Origin of the sequence: Sulfitobacter sp. M85, from assembly GCF_029285915.1 — a bacterium.
GTDB classification, from domain to species: domain Bacteria; phylum Pseudomonadota; class Alphaproteobacteria; order Rhodobacterales; family Rhodobacteraceae; genus Sulfitobacter; species Sulfitobacter faviae.
Genome location: NZ_JABECQ010000001.1, coordinates 131,818 through 153,498, shown reverse-complemented (window position 1 = coordinate 153,498; position 21,681 = coordinate 131,818). Strand labels below are relative to the sequence as shown.

17 protein-coding genes are annotated in these 21,681 nt (G+C 65.8%); 3 read left to right on the top strand and 14 right to left on the bottom strand.

The genetic code is table 11. From position 1 onward, the window contains the following. Window positions 1–12: 12 nt before the first annotated feature. The 6 genes from HKX24_RS00860 to HKX24_RS00835 all read right to left on the bottom strand — a co-directional run bounded on the left by HKX24_RS00860 (window position 13) and on the right by HKX24_RS00835 (window position 8,942). Window positions 13–888 (bottom strand): DmsC/YnfH family molybdoenzyme membrane anchor subunit, encoded by an 876-nt coding sequence (locus tag HKX24_RS00860; protein ID WP_271692514.1) that lies wholly within the window; start codon window positions 886–888, stop codon window positions 13–15. After that, a complete protein-coding gene (locus HKX24_RS00855; RefSeq protein ID WP_271692513.1) occupies window positions 888–1,646 on the bottom strand; it encodes a 4Fe-4S dicluster domain-containing protein in 759 nt (252 codons plus the stop codon). The genes HKX24_RS00860 and HKX24_RS00855 overlap by 1 nt, the downstream gene beginning before the upstream one ends. Window positions 1,647–1,695: 49 nt before the next feature. Continuing rightward, window positions 1,696–4,512 (bottom strand): molybdopterin oxidoreductase family protein, encoded by a 2,817-nt coding sequence (locus HKX24_RS00850; protein ID WP_271692512.1) that lies wholly within the window; start codon window positions 4,510–4,512, stop codon window positions 1,696–1,698. Next, window positions 4,509–5,603, bottom strand: a complete 1,095-nt coding sequence (locus tag HKX24_RS00845) for an acetate kinase (protein ID WP_276153755.1) — start codon at window positions 5,601–5,603, stop codon at window positions 4,509–4,511. Before HKX24_RS00845 ends, HKX24_RS00850 begins: the two co-directional genes overlap by 4 nt. Window positions 5,604–5,606: 3 nt before the next feature. Further along, window positions 5,607–7,382, bottom strand: a complete 1,776-nt coding sequence (gene xsc / locus HKX24_RS00840; RefSeq protein WP_271692510.1) for a sulfoacetaldehyde acetyltransferase — start codon at window positions 7,380–7,382, stop codon at window positions 5,607–5,609. Between the two features lie 96 nt (window positions 7,383–7,478). After that, window positions 7,479–8,942, bottom strand: a complete 1,464-nt coding sequence (locus tag HKX24_RS00835; protein WP_271692509.1) for a PLP-dependent aminotransferase family protein — start codon at window positions 8,940–8,942, stop codon at window positions 7,479–7,481. A 118-nt stretch (window positions 8,943–9,060) separates the two neighbouring features. Between HKX24_RS00835 and HKX24_RS00830 the strand changes: the two genes are divergently transcribed. Then, window positions 9,061–9,948 carry a BadF/BadG/BcrA/BcrD ATPase family protein gene (locus HKX24_RS00830; RefSeq protein ID WP_271692508.1) on the top strand — a complete coding sequence of 296 codons (888 nt, stop codon included), beginning with the start codon at window positions 9,061–9,063 and terminating at the stop codon, window positions 9,946–9,948. Continuing rightward, window positions 9,948–11,078, top strand: a complete 1,131-nt coding sequence (gene nagA, locus HKX24_RS00825) for an N-acetylglucosamine-6-phosphate deacetylase (RefSeq protein ID WP_271692507.1) — start codon at window positions 9,948–9,950, stop codon at window positions 11,076–11,078. The genes HKX24_RS00830 and nagA overlap by 1 nt, the downstream gene beginning before the upstream one ends. Here the strand turns inward: nagA and HKX24_RS00820 are convergent. From HKX24_RS00820 to HKX24_RS00805, 4 genes are all read right to left on the bottom strand, one after another. Continuing rightward, window positions 11,075–11,836 carry a sulfite exporter TauE/SafE family protein gene (locus tag HKX24_RS00820; RefSeq protein WP_271692506.1) on the bottom strand — a complete coding sequence of 254 codons (762 nt, stop codon included), beginning with the start codon at window positions 11,834–11,836 and terminating at the stop codon, window positions 11,075–11,077. The genes nagA and HKX24_RS00820 overlap by 4 nt on opposite strands. 145 nt (window positions 11,837–11,981) lie before the next feature. Continuing rightward, on the bottom strand, window positions 11,982–12,245 hold the full coding sequence (locus HKX24_RS00815) for a glycine zipper 2TM domain-containing protein (protein WP_209216644.1): 264 nt from the start codon (window positions 12,243–12,245) through the stop codon (window positions 11,982–11,984). 207 nt (window positions 12,246–12,452) lie between these two features. After that, on the bottom strand, window positions 12,453–13,850 hold the full coding sequence (locus tag HKX24_RS00810) for an aminotransferase class III-fold pyridoxal phosphate-dependent enzyme (RefSeq protein WP_271688424.1): 1,398 nt from the start codon (window positions 13,848–13,850) through the stop codon (window positions 12,453–12,455). Between the two features lie 200 nt (window positions 13,851–14,050). After that, a complete protein-coding gene (locus HKX24_RS00805) occupies window positions 14,051–16,120 on the bottom strand; it encodes a DEAD/DEAH box helicase (protein ID WP_271692505.1) in 2,070 nt (689 codons plus the stop codon). Between the two features lie 287 nt (window positions 16,121–16,407). Between HKX24_RS00805 and selD the strand changes: the two genes are divergently transcribed. Then, on the top strand, window positions 16,408–18,582 hold the full coding sequence (gene selD / locus HKX24_RS00800; RefSeq protein ID WP_271693863.1) for a selenide, water dikinase SelD: 2,175 nt from the start codon (window positions 16,408–16,410) through the stop codon (window positions 18,580–18,582). Here the strand turns inward: selD and mnmH are convergent. The 4 genes from mnmH to HKX24_RS00780 all read right to left on the bottom strand — a co-directional run bounded on the left by mnmH (window position 18,566) and on the right by HKX24_RS00780 (window position 21,671). After that, on the bottom strand, window positions 18,566–19,621 hold the full coding sequence (gene mnmH / locus HKX24_RS00795) for a tRNA 2-selenouridine(34) synthase MnmH (RefSeq protein ID WP_271692504.1): 1,056 nt from the start codon (window positions 19,619–19,621) through the stop codon (window positions 18,566–18,568). The two genes, selD and mnmH, sit on opposite strands and share 17 nt — an antisense overlap. A gap of 51 nt (window positions 19,622–19,672) precedes the next feature. Continuing rightward, on the bottom strand, window positions 19,673–20,023 hold the full coding sequence (locus HKX24_RS00790) for a RidA family protein (protein WP_271692503.1): 351 nt from the start codon (window positions 20,021–20,023) through the stop codon (window positions 19,673–19,675). A 71-nt stretch (window positions 20,024–20,094) separates the two neighbouring features. After that, on the bottom strand, window positions 20,095–20,481 hold the full coding sequence (locus tag HKX24_RS00785; protein ID WP_271692502.1) for a rhodanese-like domain-containing protein: 387 nt from the start codon (window positions 20,479–20,481) through the stop codon (window positions 20,095–20,097). 11 nt (window positions 20,482–20,492) lie between these two features. Next, a complete protein-coding gene (locus HKX24_RS00780; protein ID WP_271692501.1) occupies window positions 20,493–21,671 on the bottom strand; it encodes a lytic murein transglycosylase in 1,179 nt (392 codons plus the stop codon). Between the last annotated feature and the right edge of the window lie 10 nt (window positions 21,672–21,681).

Sequence of the window (21,681 nt, the reverse complement as noted above, 5' to 3'; positions counted from 1 at the left end):
CCTCTTTTGCGTTCAGCGTTTGCCGTAATAGAAGCCGACCACATGTTCGGCTTGGGCAAAGAACAGCCAGCGCGCGGTCAGCACCCCTGCCGCATGGCTCAGCACCGCAAGACCGGCAGCAAGGTGGTGAAACACGGGCGAGAGCAGCAGCAGCAGCGGCAGCAGCACCATCAGGGCAATCGCGATCACCCGCAGTTTCAGCGCATGTTTGCGCCCGATCTGATAGACGAATTCCCGCAGCAGATAGTTGCTGCCGGTATGGGGCGGCTCAAAGGCGCGGACACTGCCCTGCGGCCCCAACCGCGTCGCGCTCGCGATATCGCTGTTTGAGGCCGCAAGCGCCCGATCCCCGCGCCACCATGTGGCGATCTGCACCGCCCCGGCCAGCGCCAGCAGGATCGTCGCCGCCGTCACCTGCCCCGCCAGCAGGGCACCGCCCGCGATGCTGAGCGACAGGAAATTCAGCGGCGTCATCACGCTGTGCCAGCGCGGCACGGTTTTCATCTGGGTATAGATCATCGCCGTGGTCAGCACCGTCAGCAGCGCCAGCGCCGCACCGATCACCCCCAAGGGCCAAAGCCGCGTGTCGTAAAACACCAACCCCGTGCCATAGGCTGCCATGGTCAACAAGGCCGCGACCGAGGCCCAAGCCTCCCGGCTGAGCCAAGAGCTGCGCCATTGGGTGAAGGCTTTGAGCGCGCGCTCTGGATGGCCAAGGTGAAAGGTCGAAGCGATGAGCCCGCCCACGGCCAAGAGATAGGCCAGCGCGAAGAAGACGAAAGCGACCCAGCCGGTCACCGCAGGCAGGCCGATCCCGAGCCATGCAAGCAGGCCAAAACCCATGCCCGACAGGCTGCTGAACAGAATAACGGAAGGCGCCGGATGCATCAGAGCTTCTCCAAAGTGCGATCAAGCCAGCCGAGAAAGCCCTTCGGCCCCTCGTCCACCGGGGCGAGGAAGGGGGCGAGCACGTCGATCTCGCCCTCGGGAGGGCCAAGCGTGTCGCGCGGGCGCGGCGGCAGGTATTTGTTGACCGGTTTGGTGCCCTGTTCGGGCATCAGGTCCACGCCGCCACGCTCTGCTACAAGCTGGCTGACAGCGCTGTCGGGATCGCCCAGATCGCCGAAATGCCGCGCGCCCGCGGGGCAGGTGCGCACGCAGGCGGGCTGGCGGTCTTCCTCGGGCAGGTTCTCGTTGTAGATCCGGTCGACGCAGAGGGTGCATTTCTTCATCACACCGGCTGCCTGATCCAACTCGCGCGCGCCGTAGGGACAGGCCCAAGCGCAGAGGCCGCAGCCGATGCAATCGCTTTCGTTGACCAGCACGATGCCGTCCTCGACCCGCTTGTAGCTCGCGCCAGTGGGGCAAACGGTGACGCAGGGCGCGTCTTCGCAGTGCAGGCAGGATTTTGGGAAATGGACCAGTTGCGCCGCACCCGCCTCGGGCTGGACCTCGTAGCTGTGCACCCGGTTGAGGAAGGTGCCCGACGGGTCGCCGCCATAGGCGTCTTGGTCCGACAGCGGTGCGCCGTAGTTCTCGGTGTTCCAGCCCTTGCAGGAGATCACGCAGGCATGACAGCCGACGCAGGTGTCGAGGTCGATCACGAGGCCGAGTTTGCGGTCGGTCTGTTGCGGAAGCGTGGTCATGGGCGGTGGTCCTGAAGGGGCTTGTGCGCGGCGCGGGGGCGGAAGCGGGTCATTTGCCCACCTTCCACGCGATGCCGCGCGGCGCGGGCGGGACCGGGGAGCGTTGCGGCGGGATTTCCGGCTGCGCCTCGGCAGGGGCGTCGGTTTTTTCGATATGGACCTTGAGGTCGAACCACGCGGCCTGTCCGGTGATCGGGTCGGAGTTGGACCAGCGCAGGCCGTCGCCCTTTGGCGGCAGAAGCTCGTGGATCAGGTGGTTGAGCAGAAAGCCCTTTGTTGCCTCCGGCGCATCGCGGTCCAGCGCCCATGCGCCTTTGCGCTTGCCGATGGCGTTCCATGTCCAGACGGTATGCGGGTTAAGCGCGGCCATCTCCATCACTGGCACGGTGATCCCGCCATGGGGCGAGGTCACGCGCGCCCAATCGCCGTCCTTCAAACCCTTTGCCCGCATGATCGCGGTGGGCAGGTTGAGCGGGTTATGCCCATGCAGCTGCCGCAGCCATGCGTTCTGGCTGCCCCAGGAGTGGTACATTGCCATTGGGCGTTGGGTGAGGGCGTGGACATCGTAGCCCTGCGTGCCCTCGGGGTCGCTTTCGTACCAATGCGGCAGCGGTGTCATGAACTGCTTGATGCGCTCGCGCAAATGCTCCGGGGGCTGGCGGTCGCCGTGACCCTCGGCGGCGAGCTGGAAGCGGCGCAGCGGCTCCACGTAGAGCGAGAAGAGATAGGGCTGCGGTGCGTCGAAGAGGCCCAAGCCCACGGCCCAGTCCTGATAGGCGCTGTTCCACGGCTTGTAGTATTGCGCCTCGGCGGGGATGTGATGCACCGAGAAACCACCGTTCTCGATGTAGCGCTCGATCTGCGCAGGATTCGGAGCACCCCGGCCGCTCTTGGTGCCGTCCTCCCCGCGAAAGCCCGCCAGCGGGCCGACACCGGGGCGGCGTTCATGGGTGGTGATGTAGTCGGCGTAGTCTTTGTATTTCTGGCTGCCGTCGTCGTTCACGAAGCCGGGCAGGCCGAGCTTGGCCCCCAGATCGCAGAGCACCGATTGAAAGCCACGCACGTCGCGGTTGGGCTCCACCACCGGCCAGCGGATCGCGTCGGCGGCGGCATCGGCCTCGCTGATCGGGCGGTCAAGGAGCGAGATGCAATCGTGCCGCTCCAGATAGGTCGTGTCGGGCAGGATCAGGTCGGCATAGGCCACCATTTCCGAGGAATAGGAGTCGGAATAGATGATGCGGGGGATCACGTAATCCCCGTTCTCATCGGTGTCGGTCAGCATCTTCATGACCCCGCCGGGGTTCATCGAGGAGTTCCACGACATGTTGGCCATGTACATGAAGAGCGTGTCGATCTTGTAGGGATCGCCCGCATGGGCATTGCTGATCACCATGTGCATCAGCCCGTGGGCCGACATCGGGTTTTCCCATGTAAACGCCTTGTCGATCCGCGCCGGGCTGCCGTCGGCTTTCAGCGCGAGATCCTCTGGCCCGTGGACGAACCCCAGATGCGGCCCGTCAAGAGGTCCGCCCGGCGTGGCTCTGCAATGCGGTTTCGGATGTGCCGTGGCGGGCTTGGGGTAGGGCGGTTTGAAGCGGAAGCCGCCGGGCACCTCGACAGTCCCGAGAATGATCTGAAGCACATGCAGCGCGCGGCAGGTCTGGAAACCGTTGGCATGGGCCGAGATTCCGCGCATGGCGTGGAAGGAAACCGGCCGGCCGATCATCTTCTCGTGGCGCTCGCCCCGGAAATCGGTCCAGGGCTGGTCGAGTTCAAAAGCCTCGTCGAAGGCCACGCGCGCCAGTTCCGCCGCGATGGCGCGGATGCGCGACGCAGGGATGCCGCAGCGCTCGGCCACTGCTTCGGGGGCGTAATCGTCTCCGAGGTATTGCTCGGCCATCTGGTGGAACACGGGTCGGTGCGTGATCCCGCCGGCGCGGTAGGTGGCCGAGAGGTCGGGGCGCACCCCGGGTTGGTCGAAGGGGGTGAGCTTGCGGGTCTTGCGGTCGATCACCAGCGCCTTGCCGTCCGCGTCGCGCAGTTGCAGGCCGAACTCGGGCGACTTCGGGTCGCCGTTCAGCAGCACCGGCGCGTCGGTATAGCGCGCGAGGTAGTCGAGATCGATGCGCCCGGCCTTCATCAGGCAGTGGATCAGCGACAGGATGAACAGCCCGTCGGTCCCGGGCGTGATGCCGACCCAATCGTCGGCGATGGCGTTGTAGCCGGTACGGATGGGGTTCACCCCGATCACCCGCGCGCCGCGTTTCTTCAGCTTGCCCAGTCCCATCTTGATCGGGTTGCTGTCGTGATCCTCGGCCACCCCGAAGAGCATGAAGAGCTTGGTGTGGTCCCAATCAGGCTGGCCGAACTCCCAAAAGGCGCCGCCCATGGTATAGATCCCCGCCGTCGCCATGTTGACCGAGCAAAAGCCGCCATGTGCCGCGTAGTTCGGCGTGCCGAATGCCTGCGCCCAGAGGGAGGTGAAGCTTTGCGACTGGTCGCGCCCGGTGAAGAAGGCGAGTTTCTCTGGCGCCTCATGGCGTAGCGGGGCAAGCCAGCCGGTGGCGATCTGCAGTGCTTCGGCCCAGCTGATGTCCTCGAACTCGCCCGAGCCGCGAGGGCCCACGCGTTTCATCGGGTTGCGCAGCCGCGCCGGGGAATTGTGCTGCATGATCCCCGCTGAGCCCTTGGCGCAGAGCACGCCGCGGTTCACCGGGTGGTCGCGGTTGCCCTCAATATAGGCGACCTTGCCTTTTTTCATGTGCACGTTGATGCCGCAGCGGCAGGCACACATGTAACAGGTCGTGCGGCGGACCTCGTCCGAGACCTTGGGCGACAGATCGAGCGGCGGCTGGGAATGCGTCATGAGGGGGCGGGGGCTTTCAGCAGGGCAAGCGCTTGGCGCGCGATATGTTTCTCTTCGGCAGCGGGGATGACCCACGAGGGAATATTTCCCGCCCAGCGGAGGTTTGCAAGAACCTTTTCCCTCACCGCGGAATAGTTCTCGCCAATCCCGCCGGTGAAGGCGATGCCGTTGATCCCGCCCATCGCGGCGATCATCGACCCGGCCTGACGGGTGATCCAATAGCAAAAGTGGGCGCGCGCAAAGCCAGCGCTCTCGCTGTCGCTTTCCGCCAATTGCCGCATATCGGCGGTCTGGCCCGACAGGCCGAGCAACCCGCTCTCGTGGTGCAGCAGTCTCTGCGCGGCTTCCAGCCCGAGATCGCCCACCAGATGCAACACCGCGCCCGCGTCGATCTCGCCCGCGCGGGTGCCCATGGTCAGCCCGCCGAGCGGCGAAAAGCCCATGGTTGTGGCCACCGATTTCCCATCGCGGATCGCGCAGAGCGATGCGCCATTGCCCAGATGCAGGGCCAGCAGGCGGGCGGGCAATGGGGCGCCGGTCTGGGCGCTGAAATTCCGCACGAGGCTCTCGTAGCTGATGCCGTGGAAGCCGTAGCGGCGGAGGGCGGCGGTCTGGGGCTTCTCGGGCAGCGCGTAGCGGCGCGCCACGTCCGGGTTGGTGCGGTGAAAGCCGGTGTCGAAAGCGGCGAATTGCGGGAGCTCCGGCATCAGCGCTGCAAGGGCGTCGATGGCGCTGAGGTGATGCGGGTTGTGCAGCGGCGCCAACGGTTGCGCCGCGGCGATGGCGGCGCGCACGGCGGGGGTGACTTCCGTCGTCGCGGCCAAGTCCGGGCCGCCGTGCACCACGCGATGCGCGGCGGCGCTGAGGTCAGCGGTCACGATCCCCGCGTCACGCAGCCCTGCCAGAATGGCGGTGAAGGCGGTGCGGTGATCGGGCAGCGCAAGGGGCCGTGCCGGAGCCTTTCCCACACGCAGGGCGCCGGACTGGCCGATGCCCTGCGCTTCGATCCGCAGGGTTTCATACAGCCCGCCGTCAAAGACCGCCGCCTTGATCGACGACGAGCCTGCATTGACGACGAGCACCAGCGCCATGGCTCAGGCCCGTTGCGGGCGCATGTCATCCCGGCTGATCCCGGCGACGGAGACCGGTTTCTTCATCGCGTCGCGGCGGAAGGGCTCGCCCAGTTCCTGGTTGAGCAGCACCTCGATGAAGGTCGTCTTGCCGTCATTCATCTGGGCCTTGATCGCGCGGTCCAACGCCTCGGTCAGTTCCTCCATTGACGAGACCTGCACCCCCTCGACCCCGCAGGCCTTGGCGATCCCGGCATAGCTCACGTCTTGGGCCAATTCGGTGCCGACGAAGTTGTCGTCGAACCAAAGCGTCGTGTTTCGTTTCTCCGCGCCCCATTGGTAGTTGCGGAAGATTACCATGGTCACGGCGGGCCAGTCGTCGCGGTTCACGCTCACCATCTCATTCATGGAAATGCCAAAGGCCCCGTCGCCGGCAAAGCCCACTACGGGCGTGTCCGGGCAGGCGATCTTGGCGCCGCAGATCGCCGGGAAGCCGTAACCGCAGGGGCCGAAAAGGCCGGGGGCGAGGTATTTGCGCCCCGCCTCGAACGTCGGGTAGGCATTGCCGATGGCGCAGTTATTGCCAATGTCGGAACTGATGATCGCCTCAGTGGGCAGCGCCTTCTGGATCGCGCGCCATGCCATGCGCGGCGACATTTTTTCCGGCTCGCGGCTGCGGGCGCGCTCGTTCCACGTGGTGCCGGGGTCGTCGTGTTCGTGGTCCATCGAGGTCAGTTCCTGCGCCCATGCCGATTTGGTCTGGGCGATCAGATTGCGGCGTTCCTCGCGGCCCGCGTCGCCGGCACCGTCGCTCAGCCGGTCGAGGAGGCTGCGCGCCACCTTGCCCGCATCGCCCAGGATGCCGACGCTGACCGGCTTGGTCAGGCCAATGCGGTCGGGGTTGATATCGACTTGAATGATCTTGGCATCCCGCGGCCAATAGTCGATCCCGTAGCCCGGCAGGGTCGAGAAGGGGTTGAGCCTTGTGCCGAGCGCCAGCACCACATCGGCCTTTGCGATCAGCTCCATCGCCGCCTTGGACCCATTGTAGCCCAGTGGCCCGACCGAGAGCGGATGCGAGCCGGGGAAGGCGTCGTTGTGTTGGTAGCCGCAGCAGACCGGGGCATCCAGCCGCTCAGCCATCTGCCGCGCGTCGTCGATGGCTCCACCGATCACCACGCCTGCGCCGTTCAGGATCACCGGGAATTTCGCCTTCGAGAGCAGTTCCGCCGCCTCGGCAATGGCGGTCTCCCCGCCCGAGGGGCGTTCAAACTCGACAATGGCGGGCAACTCGATGTCGATCACCTGCGTCCAGAAATCGCGGGGCACGTTGATCTGGGCGGGCGCGGAGTGGCGCTTGGCCTGAAGGATCACGCGGTTCAGCGTCTCGGCGATGCGGCTGGGGTCGCGGACCTCCTCCTGATAGGCGACCATATCGCGGAAGAGCGCCATCTGCTCGACCTCCTGAAAGCCGCCCTGACCGATGGTCTTGTTCGCCGCCTGCGGGGTTACCAGCAAAAGCGGCGTGTGGTTCCAGTAGGCGGTTTTCACCGGCGTCACGAAATTGGTGATGCCAGGCCCGTTCTGCGCCACCATCATCGACATCCGCCCCGAGGCGCGGGTGTAGCCATCGGCCATCATGCCAGAATTGCACTCATGCGCGCCGTCGTAAAAGGTGATCCCGGCGGCGGGGAAAAGGTCGGAAATCGGCATCATGGCCGAGCCGATAATGCCAAAGGCCGTGTCGATCCCATGGATCTGAAGGGTTTTGACGAAGGCTTCTTCGGTGGTCATTTTCATCGCGCGATCCTTTGGGCATGGGGCAAAGCTATCGGCAAATTACGAGCAGGTGCAGGCCGGGGTTAGGGCCAGAATTGCGCCAGCCCTAGGGCCAGATCAGCGCAGGTGGTCAATCTCTTGCGCGATCAGCCCGACGCCCTCTTCGATCCGCGCGGCGGGGATCGAAGAATAGGCCAGTCGGTAGTAATTCGTGGCCCTTTCAGCCCCGGCGAAAAAGGCATGGCCCGGCTCCAGCAGCACATCCTGCGCGCGCAGGTTTTCGGCCAGTTCCGCCGTGTCCACGCCTTCTGGTGCGCGCATCCAGAAGGACGAGCCGCCATAGGCCCCCCGGCCCGACACGCGCAGGCCATGGGTCTCTAGCGCCGCGTCCATGACCCGGCGGCGTTCGTGCAGCGCTAGCCCCATGCGGCGGATCTGGGCGTCGTAATGGCCAAGCGACAGGAAATAGGCGGCGGTGCGCTGGATATGCCCCGGCGGGTGCCGCAGGACCGAGGCGCGCAGCGCGCGGGCCTCGCGGATGAAGGGTTCGGACCCCACCAGATACCCCAGTCGCAGCCCCGGAAAGAGCGATTTGGAGAAACTGCCGACATAGATCACCCGCCCCTCGTCATCGAGCGATTTAAGCGCGGGCGAGGCGGGTTTGAGAAAGGACATCTCGAACTCATAGTCATCCTCGACGATCAGCGCCTCCAGCGCGCGGGCGCGGGCCAAGAGCGCGCGGCGGCGGTCCATCGGCATGGTGGCGTTGGTCGGGCATTGGTGGCTTGGGGTTGCGAAAATCACATCCGTATCGGGGGGGATCGCCTCGGGCGGGAGGCCGTCTTGATCCACCCGCACGGGCGTGATGTGGCAACGGGACTGGCTGAGAATACCGCTCAGCGCCGGATAGCACGGGTCTTCGAGCACGGCGCGGCGGCGTTGGGTCAGCAGCACCTGCGCGGTAAGCCAAAGCGCGTTCTGCGCGCCGAGGGTGATAAGGATCTGCTCGGGCCGGGCCGAGACGCCGCGCCGGGGCAGGATGTGGCGGGCAATGAACTCGATCAGCTGCGGGTCGTCCTGATCGTAGTAATCGGTCGTCATCGAGGTGAAATCGCGCTGGCCGAGGGCTTGCAAGGCGCAAAGCCGCCAGTTGGCGTGATCAAAGAGCGTTGGGTCGGCTTGGCCATAGATGAACGGGTAGCGGTAGCTGGCCCAATCCTGCGGTTTGGCGGCCAACCCATTGGCGCTGAACCGCTGCCCGATGGCGCGGGTCCAGTCGATGGCGTCATCCGCCTCGGCCCGGGGGGCGAAAGCGGGCGGGGCGGGCGCGTTGTCCGAGACGAAATACCCCGACCGCCCGCGCGAGGTGAGATAGTCATTCGCCAAAAGCTCGGTATAGGCGATGGTCACGGTGATCCGGCTGACGCCGAGATGCGCGGCGAGCCTGCGGGTCGAGGGCAGCTTCTCCCCCCGCTGGAACCGGCCCGAGAGGATGCCTTGGGCGATCATCTGCTGGATCTGCTGTTGCAGGGTGCCTTGCGCATCGGGGCGCAGGAAAAAGGTTTCGACGGGCAGGGCCATGGGGCGAAGGTTAGGCTGGCCCTAGGGGGAGTTCAATCTGGCATTACGGCTGGCCGAATTTATCCTCGGGGCCGCGCCCGCACTTCCGTTCGCCCGGCCCCTCGCCTAGAACGATCGCATGAGCATTTCCGCCCCTCTCTTGATCGCCGTGGACGGCGGTGGCACCGGCTGCCGTGCGGCCATCGGCACGCAGCGCGGTGGCATCCTTGGCCGGGCTTCTGGCGGGCGGGCCAATATCGGCAATGACCCGGATCAGACCCTGATCAATATCCGCGCCACGGTCGAAGCGGCAGCAGCCTCGGCGGGGCTGCCTGCCGAGGCGCTTGCCGGGGCCACCGCCTTTCTCGGCCTCGCCGGGATGAACGTCGCGCGGGACGCAGCGCGGCTGCGCGCGGCGCTGCCCTATGGCCGGATCATCGCGGAGGATGACCGCCCCGCCTGCGTGGTCGGCGCGCTTGGCGAAGGCGCGGCGGGCTGGGTCTTGGCCATCGGCACCGGCACGATCGTGGCCGCGACCGATGGCACGACGTTTCGCTATGCCGGCAGTTGGGGGTTTCATCTGGCGGATCAGGGATCGGGCGCTTGGCTGGGCCGCGGCGCGCTAGATTTGGCGTTGCAATGTCATGACGGGGTGTTGCTCCACAGCGACCTGACCCGCGCTTTGTTGGCGGATTTCAGAGATGATCCTGAGGCTTTCGTGGCCTTCAGCCTGACGGCGCAGCCGGGGGATTACGCGGCATTCGCGCCCAAGGTCATCGCGGCGGCGGAGGCCGGAGACCATCACGCGCAGGCGTTGATGCGGGAGGGCGCGGCCTATTACACCCGCGCGTTGAAGGCGCTGGATTTCGCGCCCGGCGATCCGCTCTGTCTGCTCGGCGGGATCGGCCCGGATTACGCGCCGTACCTGCCGGAAGACCATTTGGCAGGACGGATCTCGGCGCGGGGCACGGCGCTGGACGGGGCGTTTCATCTGGCCTGCAAGGCCGCGGCGGAGGAGGTTCTGTGATGAGCGAGATCGCAAAGGTTTTCACCGAGGCCCAGATCCACGACGGCAAGCGGTTGCACCCCGGCAAGGTGCTGGCGCAGATGCAGGACGGCAGCCGCCGCATCCTCACCGCCGAAGAGGTGCCGCAGGGCATCGTGGCGGAGCCTATGGCGGGCGGCGTGCTTTGCCCCGGCTTCGTCGATCTTCAGGTTAACGGCGGCGGCGGGGTGATGTTCAACGACAGCCCCGATCTGGCGACCCTGCGGCGCATGGCCGACGCGCATCGCAGCACCGGTGTCGCGGCGCTGCTGCCCACCCTGATCACTGACACGCCCGAGAAGACCGAAGCGGCCATCGAGGCCGCTGTCGACGCCATCGCAGAAGGGGTGCCGGGCATCATCGGGCTGCATCTGGAAGGCCCGCATCTGGCGCTTTCGCGCAAGGGCGCGCATGACGGGGCGCTGATCCGCCCGATGAGTGAGGCGGACCTCGCCCTGATCCTACGCGCCGCCGGGCGTCTGCCGAATCTCATGGTCACCGTCGCGCCAGAGAACACCAGCACCGCCCAGATCGCCGCGATGGCCGAGGCGGGGGTCGTGGTCTCGCTCGGCCATAGCGATGCGGATTACGAGACCTGTATGGCGGCCTTCGACGCGGGCGCGTCCTGCGTCACCCATTTGTTCAACGCGATGAGCCAGATGGGCAACCGCGCGCCGGGGCTGGTCGGGGCGGCATTGGCGCGGGATGGGGTTCATGCCGGGCTGATCGCCGATGGCATCCATGTGCATCCCGCCTCTATGCGCAACGCGCTGGCGGCCAAGCCCGAGGGTACCTTCCTCGTCAGCGATGCCATGGCGACGGCTGGGTCGGATATCACGGGCTTCACCCTCAACGGTCGGGAGGTCTATCGCGCCGAGGGGCGGTTGACCTTGGCGGATGGCACGCTGGCGGGGGCGGATCTGGAAATGGGCCGCGCGGTGCATACGCTGACCCATGCGGTGGGGGAGCCGCTGGAGGTGGCCCTCGCGCGGGCGATCTCGGGGCCGGTTGCGCTGTTGCGCGATGACATGGGGCTGGGCCGGATCGAACGGGCGACCCACCCCTTGGTGCTTTTCGATCCTGAAACCGGCGCGGCGCGGGTGGTGGACTAGCTCGCCACGAGCCGCCAGAAAAACACCGCGCTCATGCCGAAACCGATGGCGGCGATCAGCCAGCGTACGGTCTCTTTCGGCAAGGCTCGCGCCAAGGGCGCCCCGGCATAGCCGCCCGCCGTGGCCGCCAGCATCATCAACAGCGCCTGCGGCCATGCGACCAGACCGGCCAAGGCAAAGACCGCTACGGAGATTGAGGAAAGCACGAAGCTCAGCCCGTTCTTGAGGCCGTTCATCCCGTGCAGGTCGGTCATCCCCCAAAGCGCGAATAGGGCCAGCAGAACGATGCCCAAGCCCCCATTGAAATAGCCACCATAAACGCTGACCGCAAAGAGGCCGAGCGCGCCTTGGGGCGTCACGGCTCGGGCATGGGCGGCGGCGAAGGCGCGGATGCGGTCGCCCAGCAGAAACACCAGCGTCGCCGCAAGCAATAGGAAAGGCACGACAACGGAAAACGCCGCGTTGGAAGAGATCAGAAGCAAACCCGAACCGACCACACCGCCCGCCAGCGTGATAAGGCACAGCCGCAGCAAGGCGCGGCGGTCGAAGCGGCCAAGCTCGTTGCGAAAGCCAAGAGCGCCTGCAAGGTAGCCCGGAAACACCGCCACGGCGCTGGTCGCATTGGCGGCCACGGGGGGCATGCCGGTAAAGACCAGCGCGGGAAAGGTCAGAAAGGTGCCGCCCCCGGCGATGGTGTTCAACACCCCCGCGCCGAAGGCCGCGATCAGCAAGATCGCGATATCGCTTAAAGTTGTCATGGTTCCTCCCCGCACCCTTGGGGCGCTTGATCCCTGTTAGGATCAAATCATGTCGGTGCCAAGGTGAGGGGAGAGGCGGAAACGAAAAAGGGCTCCGACCGATGGTCGAAGCCCCGATAACGCGAAATCGCGCGATGTCAGCCGATTATGGGCAAGCTGCGACGTAGCGCTGGCCGTTGGCATTCTGGTACACGCATTTGCCGGACTGTGTCTGACCGATGTAGTTGCCAGCCGCCGCACCTGCGAGACCGCCGATGATTGCGCCTTGAACCTTGTCGTCACCGCCTGAAACGGCAGCACCGGTGGCAGCTCCGAGAGCCGCGCCAGTCAGAGCACCTTGGTTGGAGGTGGTGCCGTCACAAGCGGCGAGACCGGCGATCATCGGAATTGCGATAAGAAACTTCTTCATGTCTTTCTCCCAGTTTACTCATTTGCCAACGCGGGGGGATTGGAAGAGGTTCCCACGAAGGCGCTACATTTTCAGAAAAATCCCGCGGGTTTCGATCTGCGGCGATCTTTCGGTGCGATGTCATGTTCGGGCAAGACAGGGGTTTAGATAGAGGAAGGCGGCACCGGGTCAACCGATGCCGCCTGTCACATGCCGCAAGACGCGGTTTTACGCCGAAGTGAAGACCCGGCCCAAGGCACCATCGACCGCCGTGATGATCTCATCAATATCATCGCGGGTGGCGATCAGCGCGGGCGAGAAACACAGCGTGTTGTTCTTGCCAGGCAGGGAACGGTTGGTGGCGCCGATGATCACCCCTTGGGCCATGCAATCGCCCACCACGGCCTGAATGCGCTTTTCCTCAACAGGGGCGCGGCTGTCGCGGTCCGTCACCAGTTCGGCCCCCAGAAACAGCCCTTTGCCGCGCACATCACCGATCACCTTGTGCTTGTCGGCCAGCGCGTGAAGCTGCTCCAGCATGTAGTGGCCCATGTTGGTGGTGTTCTCCAACAGGTTCTCACGCTCGATGATGTTCATGTTTTCGATGCCCGCGGTCGGCCCCGCGGTGCAGCCACCAAAGGTCGAGATGTCGCGGAAATAGTTCAGCGGATCGCTGGCATCGTCCTTGAACATGTCAAAGACCGCATCGGTCGTGACCAGACAGGCGATTGCGGCATAGCCCGAGGCGACGCCCTTGGCCATGGTCACCATGTCGGGCTGGATGCCGTAGTGCTGATAGCCGAACCATGTGCCGGTGCGGCCCACGCCGCAGACGACCTCATCGATGTGCAGCAGGATGTCGTATTTGCGGCAAATCTCTTGCACGCGCTCCCAATAGCCTTCGGGCGGGCAGATCACGCCGCCGCCTGCGGTGACCGGCTCAAGGCAGAGCGCGCCGACGGTTTCGGGGCCTTCGGCGAGGATCACCTTTTCGATCTGATCGGCGGCCCAGACACCGTAGTTTTCCTGCGGCGCGCCGTCCTGTTCGAAACTGCGGTATTCAAGGCAATGCGGCACCCGCACGAAACCCGGTGCGAAGGGGCCGTATTGCGCATTGCGCTCGTCCTGACCGCCTGCCGAGAGACAGCCAAGCGTGGTGCCATGGTAGTCGCGGTCGCGGTAGAGGATCTTGTGCTTCTTGCCGCCGTAGCGCTTGTGCGCGATCTGGCGAACCATCTTGAAGGCTTTCTCATTCGCCTCGGAGCCGGAGTTGCAATAGTAGACGCGGTCCAGCCCCGGCATCTTGTCGAGCAATTTCTCGGCGAAATGAGAGCCGGGGATCGAGCCTGCAGAGCCCGCGAAATAGTTCAGCTTGATCAACTGATCGCGCACCGCATTGGCGATGCTTTCGCGGCCATAGCCGACGTTGACCGTCCAGACCCCGCCCGAGACGGCGTCGAGGTGTTCCTTGCCCTTTTGGTCCCAGACCCGGATTCCCTTGCCTTCGACGATGATGCGCGGGTCGGTGGTTTCATAGGGTTTGTGCTGGCTCAGGTGGTGCCAGATATGCGCGCGGTCGGCTTCGACAACGCGGGAGATGTCGTTCTCGTTGAAATTGCCGTCCATGGGGCAAACCTTTCTTTACGGGTGGGCGAGCCCACGAATGAAGCCCGCGCAAAGGCGGGATAAACTGTTCCAAGAACACCGCGAATAGGCACGATCCAGTAGTGCCAGTTTATCCCCTTCGGTGAGGCCAGAGGGGGCGATTTCTTTAAAGAAATGGCGCCGGATGCAAAAACGCCGGGGTGAGGCCCCGGCGTTTGGTCTTATTTCGATTTAGGGCCACCCTTGCCGCCCTGTTTGCCGATCTTATTCGGCGGGGTGAAGCGTTTGGACGGGTCGGAGGCCCGTTTGTAGGACTTCTCTCCGCCCGGCGTGGTGACCGAGGTGGTCGGCTTGCCCTTGCCCTTGCGCGGGGCGTCGCCCGCGGGCTTTTCCTTTTTCCAAACGGCCTTTGCCTTGGGCTTGCCGCTCGTGTCGCCGCCCGATTTGGGCTTGGGCGTCGCGCCGGGTTTCATCGGGCTACGCTCGGTCTTATGCGACTTCGGTGGGCGTTCGCCCTTGGGCGCGCGGGGTTTGTCGAATTTCGGCTTGTCGAAAGACGCAGCACCGGGGCCGTCGCTGGATTTCGCGCGGGGTTTGCGCGGGGCGGGGGCGGCATCCGGGTCATAATCGCCGCGCGGTTTGCGGGGGCCGCGGTCGCCTTTGAAACCGCCGGGTTTCGGGCCACGTTTGCCGCCGGGCTTGGGGCCGCGCGGCAGATCGGGCGCTTTGTCCAGCTTGGTCAGCACCACGCCGTCTTCCAGTTTCATGTCGCCGCCGAGCGTGTCGAGCAGGCCGGGCACCGAGGCTTCGGCCACCTCCACGAAACTGTGGCTGTCTTGCACGCGGATCGCGCCGATGTCGTCCTTGGTCAGGTCGCCCCGGCGGCAGAGCATCGGCAGCAACATGCGCGGCTCGGCCCCGTCTTTGCGCCCGGTGGAGACCGAGAACCAGACCGATGGGCCAAAGTCGCGGCGCGGCTTGTCCTCGCCCGGCGCGCCGGGGTCGCTCAGCTCTTCCGGAGCGGATTGCCGCTTGCGGTAGAGGTTGACGAAGGCGGTGGCCAATTGCTCGGCGCTGAATTTCTCGACCAGTGAGGTGACGAATTCCGCCGCATCCTCGGGCGCAGGCTCCACCCATGCGGAATCGGCCAGCAGGCGGGCTTCGTCAGCGGCGTTGACCTCGGCGGCGGAGGGCGGTGCGGCCCATTCCACTTTCAGCTTGGCCCAGCCCAGAAGCCGGTTCGCCTTGCTGCGCATCTTGGGCGGTACGATCAGGGCGGAAACCCCCTTGCGCCCGGCGCGGCCCGTCCGGCCCGAGCGGTGCAGCAGCGTGTCGGAGTTGCTGGGCAGGTCGGCGTGGATCACCAGTTCGAGGTTCGGCAGGTCGATGCCGCGCGCGGCGACGTCGGTCGCAATACAAACGCGCGCACGCCCATCGCGCAGGGCTTGCAATGCGTTGGTGCGCTCGGACTGCGTTAACTCACCCGACAGCGCCACGACCGAAAAGCCGCGGTTGGTGAAGCGGGTGGTCAGACGCGCCACGGCGGCACGGGTGTTACAGAAGACGATGGCGTTCTTGGCTTCATAGAAGCGCAGCACGTTGATAATCGCGTTCTCGGTGTCGCGCGGGTGGACGTTCAGCGCGCGATATTCGATGTCGCTGTGCTGCTTGGCTTCGCCAACGGTGGTGATGCGCTGCGCGTCGCGCTGGTAGGATTGCGCCAGTTTGGCAATCGCCGCAGGTACGGTGGCCGAGAACAGCAGCGTGCGGCGCTCTTCGGGGGATTCCGACAGGATGAACTCAAGGTCTTCGCGGAAGCCGAGGTCGAGCATCTCATCCGCTTCGTCCAGCACCACGGCGCGGATCGCGTCGAGGTTGATGTTGTTGCGTTTGATGTGGTCGCAGAGGCGACCCGGCGTGGCGACGACGATATGCGCGCCGCGGTCCAGCGCCCGGCGCTCGGTCCGGGTGTCCATGCCGCCGACGCAGGTGGTGACCACCGCGCCCGCCTTGCCATAAAGCCAGGTCAACTCGCGGCTAACCTGCATGGCCAATTCGCGCGTCGGCGCGATGATCAGCGCCAGCGGCGCGCCTGCTTGGCCGAAATGCGTGTCCTCGCCCAGAAGCGTCGGCGCGATGGCAAGGCCGAAGCCCACCGTTTTGCCCGACCCGGTTTGGGCCGAAACCAGAAGGTCTTGATCGTTCAGCGCAGGGTCTGTGACGGCCTCCTGTACGGCGGTAAGTGTTTCATAACCCTGTTGGGCAAGGGCATCGGCAATAGTCTGGATCACGAAGGCTGTCCTGTCTTGAACGTTGTGCGGGGGGCGGGCACGTGGGGTGCTACCAGCCACGGCAAAGGAATCCGACCGTCGGTAGAGGGTCGGGGATGGAATGTACATGGGGGTTTTGTGGCGAATTGTCACCCTTTTTACCGGTTTGGCGGCTTTCCGGGCCTGAATGGGCGGGGAAGCGCCATTTCCGCTCTGATCCGGCCCGCTCACATCTCGGTCAGGCCGATGGCGCGGGCGGGCGGCTTGGGGTAGCTATAAGCCAAAGCGGAAAGAGAGAGTGAGGCAATCTGGTGCAAAGCGATCTGCCCCTGACGCGGGATCTGGTGCTGGTGGGGGGCGGGCACGCCCATGCGCTGGTGCTGCGCAAATGGGGGATGGACCCGCTGCCCGGCGCGCGGCTGACGGTGATCAACCCCGGCCCCACTGCGCCCTATACCGGCATGCTGCCCGGTCATATCGCCGGGCATTACGACCGCGATGCGTTGGAGATCGACCTCATGCGCCTTTGTCGCCACGCCGGGGCGCGGTTGATCCTTGGGGCGGCGACGGGGATCGACCGCGCGGCGCGGGAGATCACGGTCGAAGGGTGCGGGGCCGTGGCCTATGATGTGGCGTCAATCGACATAGGCATCACGGCCAAGATGGACCTGCCGGGATTTGCCGAGCACGCGGTCGGGGCCAAGCCGCTCGATCGCTATGCCGCGCGTTGGCGGGAGTTTCTCGCGGCGGTCAAGGCGGGGGAGCAGCCGCCCGAGGTGGCGGTGATCGGTGGCGGTGTGGCGGGCTGCGAGCTTGCCATGGCGATGGCCTTTGCCCTGCGCGAAGCGGGGGGGCAGCCAGCGGTGACGGTGGTGGAACACGGGCCGCAGCTTTCCGGCATGGCCCCCCGGACCGAGGCGATGGTGCGGCGGCAGATGGCAGAGCTTGGGGTGACCGTGGCGCTTGAGGCCGAGGTCAAGCAGATCACCGACCGGCAGGTACTCTTGGCGGATGGCGCGCCGATCCCCGCGGCGCTTTGCGTGGGGGCTGCGGGGGCGGTGCCGCAGGGCTGGCTTGCCCAGACCGATCTGCCGCTGCACGCGGGGTTCATCCGCGTCGGGGCCGATCTGGGGGTGGTAGATGATGACAGGCTCTTCGCCGTTGGCGATTGCGCCCATATGGAGGCCAGCCCGCGCCCCAAGGCCGGTGTCTTTGCCGTGCGGGCGGCGCCGGTGCTGCACGACAACCTGCGCGCGGCGCTTAGCGGCGGGACACGGCGGGCGTTCAAACCGCAGCGGCATTATCTCAAGCTGATTTCACTCGGCGGGAAAGCCGCTGTGGCGGAGCGGAATGGGCTGGCCCTTGGCGGTGCGCTGCTGTGGCAGTGGAAAGACCGGATCGACCGGAAGTTTATGGACGGGCTCGATGACCTGCCCGCGATGAAGACCGATGCGCTGACGGGCCCGGTGGCCTCGGGCGTGCAGGAGGCGCTGGCGGGCAAACCGCTTTGTGGTGGATGCGGGGCCAAGGTGGGCGGTGCGGTGCTGGGCGATCTCTTGGCCGAGGTGCAGCCGCCCGTCTCGGGCGATGTGCTCACCGGGGCGGGCGATGATGCGGCGGTGCTGCGCCGCCCCGGTGGCGGCTTTCAGGTGATGAGCACGGATCATTTGCGCGGCTTCATCGAAGACCCGGCCCTGATGACGCGGGTCGCGGCGGTGCATGCTTTGGGCGACATCTGGGCGATGGGGGCCGCACCGCAGGCGGCACTGAGTTCGATCATCCTGCCGCGCATGTCGCCCGAATTGCAGGCCCGGACCCTGCGCGAGATCGCGGTGGCCGCGCAGGAGGTGATGGCGGGTGCAGGTGCGCAGATCGTGGGCGGCCATACGACCATGGGCGCGGAACTGACCATCGGCTTTACGGTCACCGGCACCCGCGACGCGATGCCGATTGGCCACGGTGGCGCGCAGCCGGGCGATGTGCTGGTGCTGACCCGGCCCATCGGGTCGGGGGTGATCCTTGCAGGCCATATGGCGGGGACCGCGCCGGGGCGGGTGGTGGCCGAAGCGCTCGACGTCATGGCCACCCCGCAGGCGCGGGAGGCGGAGATTTTGGGCACGGCCCATGCGATGACGGATGTGACGGGCTTTGGCCTTGCCGGCCATTTGCAAGCGATCTGCCGTGCCTCGGGATTGGCGGCGGAGCTTTGGGCGGAGGCGGTGCCGATCTACCCCGGCGCGCAGACGCTGTCGGATCAGGGGGTGGCCTCTTCCTTGCTGGCGGTCAATCAGGCGGACGCCCCGATTGCGGCGGCAGACCCGGTGAACCCGCTTTTCCACGATCCGCAAACCGCCGGGGGGCTGCTGGCAGCCCTGCCCGAGGATGCGGCGAAAGCGGCGCAGGCGCGGTTAAAGGCCGAAGGCTTGGCGGGCCATATCATCGGGCGGCTTGAGGCGGGGGGGCCTTCTATCCGTTTGCGGTGAAACGGCTGTGCAGGGCTGCGGCGGTTTCGGCCAATGTGCTGTCATCAAGCCGGTCCAGCGTCAACCGGGCGCGCGGGGCGGGGTTGCGGCTGGCGGCCTTGGCATAGCGCGGATCGTAATGCTGGCCGATCAGCCCTTCGGCGAGGCTGGCCCAATCGCCTGCGCGGGCTTGGGCCTGCCACTGGGTGATCGTCTCACCGCTATGATAGGGCCGCAGCTTGTCGATGCGATTTTCGAGCATGGCGGGGTCGGTGGTCAGGTCATCATAGGCCCGGCACAGAAAATCCGCCCGCGCGGCCAAGGGGGCGGCGATCTCAACCCGCGCGGCGTCGCGCATCGCGGCCCAAAGCGCAGGCGGAAGGGTGATGTCGCCGATCTTGCTGCTCTCGGCTTCGACCCATGTCACCTGCGCGGGGTCGAACGGCAATAGCGCTCGGGCGAGCCGGGATTCGAACATCTTTTGATGCGGCTGCCCACCATCCATCGCACCGAAAAGCGAGCCGCGGTGCTGCGCCAGCCCTTCGAGGTCAAGCACCTGCGCGCCCACCTGCGCCAGATGATGCAACAGCCGTGTCTTGGCCGTGCCGGTGCCACCTTCGATCAGCATAAGCCGATGCGGCAGGGGCGTGTCGTAGAGTGCCGCGACCACGAGCCGCCGGTAGCTGCGATAGCCGCCGCGCAGAAGTTGCACGCGCCAGCCAACCTGATCGAGGATCGTCGAGAATGCCCCCGACCGCTGCCCGCCGCGCCAGCAATAGACCAGCGGCTGCCAGCCGCCGTCTTTATCCGCCAGCGCCGTCTGCAAATGCCGCGCGGTGTTCTGCGCGACCAGCGCCCCGCCGATCTTGCGCGCGTCAAAGGGGCTGACCTGCTTGTAGATCGTGCCCACTTCGGCGCGCTCCGCGTCCGACAGCACGGGCAGGTTAATGGCACCGGGCAGATGATCCTCGGCAAACTCCATTGGCGCGCGCACGTCGATGATCGTATCGACGCGGAGCTGGGCGAGGTCCGACAGGGCGGTGAGGGTGCAGGGGGTCATCTGGGGGTCCGACAAAGCCCCGCGCCCCGTAACAGGGCGCGGGGCAATGGCTCAGGCTTTGGCGGCGATCACCAGCACTTCGACCAGATATTCCGGCGTGGCGAGTTTGGATTCGCCGCAGGCGCGGGCGGGGGCTTGGCCCTCGGGCGCCCATTCGTCCCAAACGGCGTTCATGGCTTCGAAATCGGCCATGTCGGCCAGCCAGATGGTGGATTGCAGGATGCGGGTCTTGTCGCTGCCGACCTCGGCCAGCAGGGCGTCGACCTTATCAAGGCAATCTTGGGTCTGCTGGGCTACATCCGCCCCCGCCGTGCCGACCTGACCGGCAAGGTAGATCACATCGCCATGCTCGACGATCTGGCTCATGCGGGTGTTGGTGTGGTGGCGTTTGATCTCGGTCATTCTGTCTCTCCTTTGACGTTGCAAAACTTGTGGCAGCTTTGCGCGGGGGAGGCCAGATCAAAGCCTACGCTTCAAGACCTCTCGATCGGGCCGCCCGCTTTTTCCCAGCCGCCGAAACCGTCCTTCAGGTGGGCCGCGTCAAAGCCCATGTCTTGCAGCGTCGCGACCGAGATGGCCGAGCGCCAGCCAGAGGCGCAGTGAAAGACGAACTTCTTGTCTTGGGCAAAGACCTCTTTGAAATAGGGGCTCTCGGGGTCGACCCAGAACTCCAACATGCCGCGCGGGCAGTGGAAGGCACCGGGGATGAACCCGGTGCGTTCGCGTTCGCGGGGGTCACGCAGGTCGACGAATTGCACGTTTTCGTCGTCGAGCATGGCGATGGCCTCGGTGCTGTCGATCTCTTCGATCCGGGCGCGGGCCTCGGCGACCATTTGCGCGGCGGTTTTCTTGAGGGCCATCGGTCTTCTCCTTACAGTTGGTTCAGCAGGTCGGGCGTGGGCCAGCCATCGACGGGCATGCCAAGACGGGCCTGTTCCGCGCGTACGGCGGCGCGGGTGCCGGAGCCGAGGATGCCATCCACATCGCCCACGTCATAGCCCTTGGCTTGGAGTTTGCGTTGCAGCGTTTTCATCGCCTCGCCGCCCAGACCGGGGGCCGGACTGCCCGCGTCATAGACCTGCGCGCCTTCCAGCCGTGTGGCGAAATAGGCAGCGGTCATGACGTAGGTAAAGCTCTGGTTCCACTCGAAATAAACGCGGAAGTTCGGATAGGCGATGAAAGCAGGCCCGCCGCGCCCCTGCGGCAGCAGGACGGAGGCGGTCAGCCCCTCGGCCAGCAGCCCGTTGCGGGGGGAGACACCCATGGCCTGCCATTCGCTGACGGGTTTCGTGGTCTCCAGCCCGGTTTGCGACCAGTCGAAATCCTGCGGCAGGGTGACCTCGGCCAACCAAGGCTCGCCCGCGCGCCAGCCGAGGCTTTGCAGCATCTTGGCGCCTGACAGCAGCGCATCGGGGGCGGAGGTCTTGAGCGAGACCGCGCCGTCGCCGTCGCCATCCACCCCGTTCTCTAGGATGTCGCGCGGCAGCATTTGCACCATGCCGATCTCACCGGCCCAAGCACCGGTGGTGGTGGCCGGGTCGAACTCACCGCGCTCGAAAAGCTCTAGCGCCGCGAAAAGCTGTGGGCGGAACAGTTCGGGGCGGCGGCAGTCATGGGAAAGGGTCGCCAGCGCGTTGGCGGTGTTGAAGTCGCCTTGGATTGCGCCGTAATCCGTCTCGAACGCCCAGAAAGCCAAGAGCACCCCACGGCTGACGCCGTATTCCGCCTCGATCCGGTCGAAGATGGCGTCGTATTTCTCGGCCATGGCGCGGCCCCGGTTGATCCGGTTTTCCGAGATCAGGCGGCGCGAGAATTCGATGAAGGGCTTTTGAAACACCCCTTGGGCCTGATCGGCGCGCAGAACGGCGGGGTCTTGGCGCAGGCCGGCAAAGAAACGCTCGGCCTTGGCGGGATCGGCGCCGTTCGCCACGGCCTCGGCCTTGGCATCGGCGATGAAACTGGAGAAATCCCCGCCGCATTTGGCTTGCGCATAGGCGCTGGCGGGAAGGGTGAGGGCCGCAAGGGCGGCGGCGAGAAACGTGGGGCGCATGGATACCTCT

Excerpts from the sequence above, each read along its gene's own strand:
- HKX24_RS00785 (WP_271692502.1), bottom strand. The coding sequence starts at position 20,481 with ATGGCCCTCAAGAAAACCGCCGCGCAAATGGTCGCCGAGGCCCGCGCC.
- HKX24_RS00820 (WP_271692506.1), bottom strand. The coding sequence starts at position 11,836 with ATGACAACTTTAAGCGATATCGCGATCTTGCTGATCGCGGCCTTCGGC.
- HKX24_RS00815 (WP_209216644.1), bottom strand. The coding sequence starts at position 12,245 with ATGAAGAAGTTTCTTATCGCAATTCCGATGATCGCCGGTCTCGCCGCT.
- mnmH (WP_271692504.1), bottom strand. The coding sequence starts at position 19,621 with ATGACCCCCTGCACCCTCACCGCCCTGTCGGACCTCGCCCAGCTCCGC.
- HKX24_RS00855 (WP_271692513.1), bottom strand. The coding sequence starts at position 1,646 with ATGACCACGCTTCCGCAACAGACCGACCGCAAACTCGGCCTCGTGATC.
- HKX24_RS00790 (WP_271692503.1), bottom strand. The coding sequence starts at position 20,023 with ATGACCGAGATCAAACGCCACCACACCAACACCCGCATGAGCCAGATC.
- xsc (WP_271692510.1), bottom strand. The coding sequence starts at position 7,382 with ATGAAAATGACCACCGAAGAAGCCTTCGTCAAAACCCTTCAGATCCAT.
- HKX24_RS00845 (WP_276153755.1), bottom strand. The coding sequence starts at position 5,603 with ATGGCGCTGGTGCTCGTCGTCAATGCAGGCTCGTCGTCGATCAAGGCG.
- HKX24_RS00780 (WP_271692501.1), bottom strand. The coding sequence starts at position 21,671 with ATGCGCCCCACGTTTCTCGCCGCCGCCCTTGCGGCCCTCACCCTTCCC.
- HKX24_RS00835 (WP_271692509.1), bottom strand. The coding sequence starts at position 8,942 with ATGGCCCTGCCCGTCGAAACCTTTTTCCTGCGCCCCGATGCGCAAGGC.
- HKX24_RS00850 (WP_271692512.1), bottom strand. The coding sequence starts at position 4,512 with ATGACGCATTCCCAGCCGCCGCTCGATCTGTCGCCCAAGGTCTCGGAC.
- HKX24_RS00860 (WP_271692514.1), bottom strand. The coding sequence starts at position 888 with ATGCATCCGGCGCCTTCCGTTATTCTGTTCAGCAGCCTGTCGGGCATG.
- HKX24_RS00810 (WP_271688424.1), bottom strand. The coding sequence starts at position 13,850 with ATGGACGGCAATTTCAACGAGAACGACATCTCCCGCGTTGTCGAAGCC.
- HKX24_RS00830 (WP_271692508.1), top strand. The coding sequence starts at position 9,061 with ATGAGCATTTCCGCCCCTCTCTTGATCGCCGTGGACGGCGGTGGCACC.
- nagA (WP_271692507.1), top strand. The coding sequence starts at position 9,948 with ATGAGCGAGATCGCAAAGGTTTTCACCGAGGCCCAGATCCACGACGGC.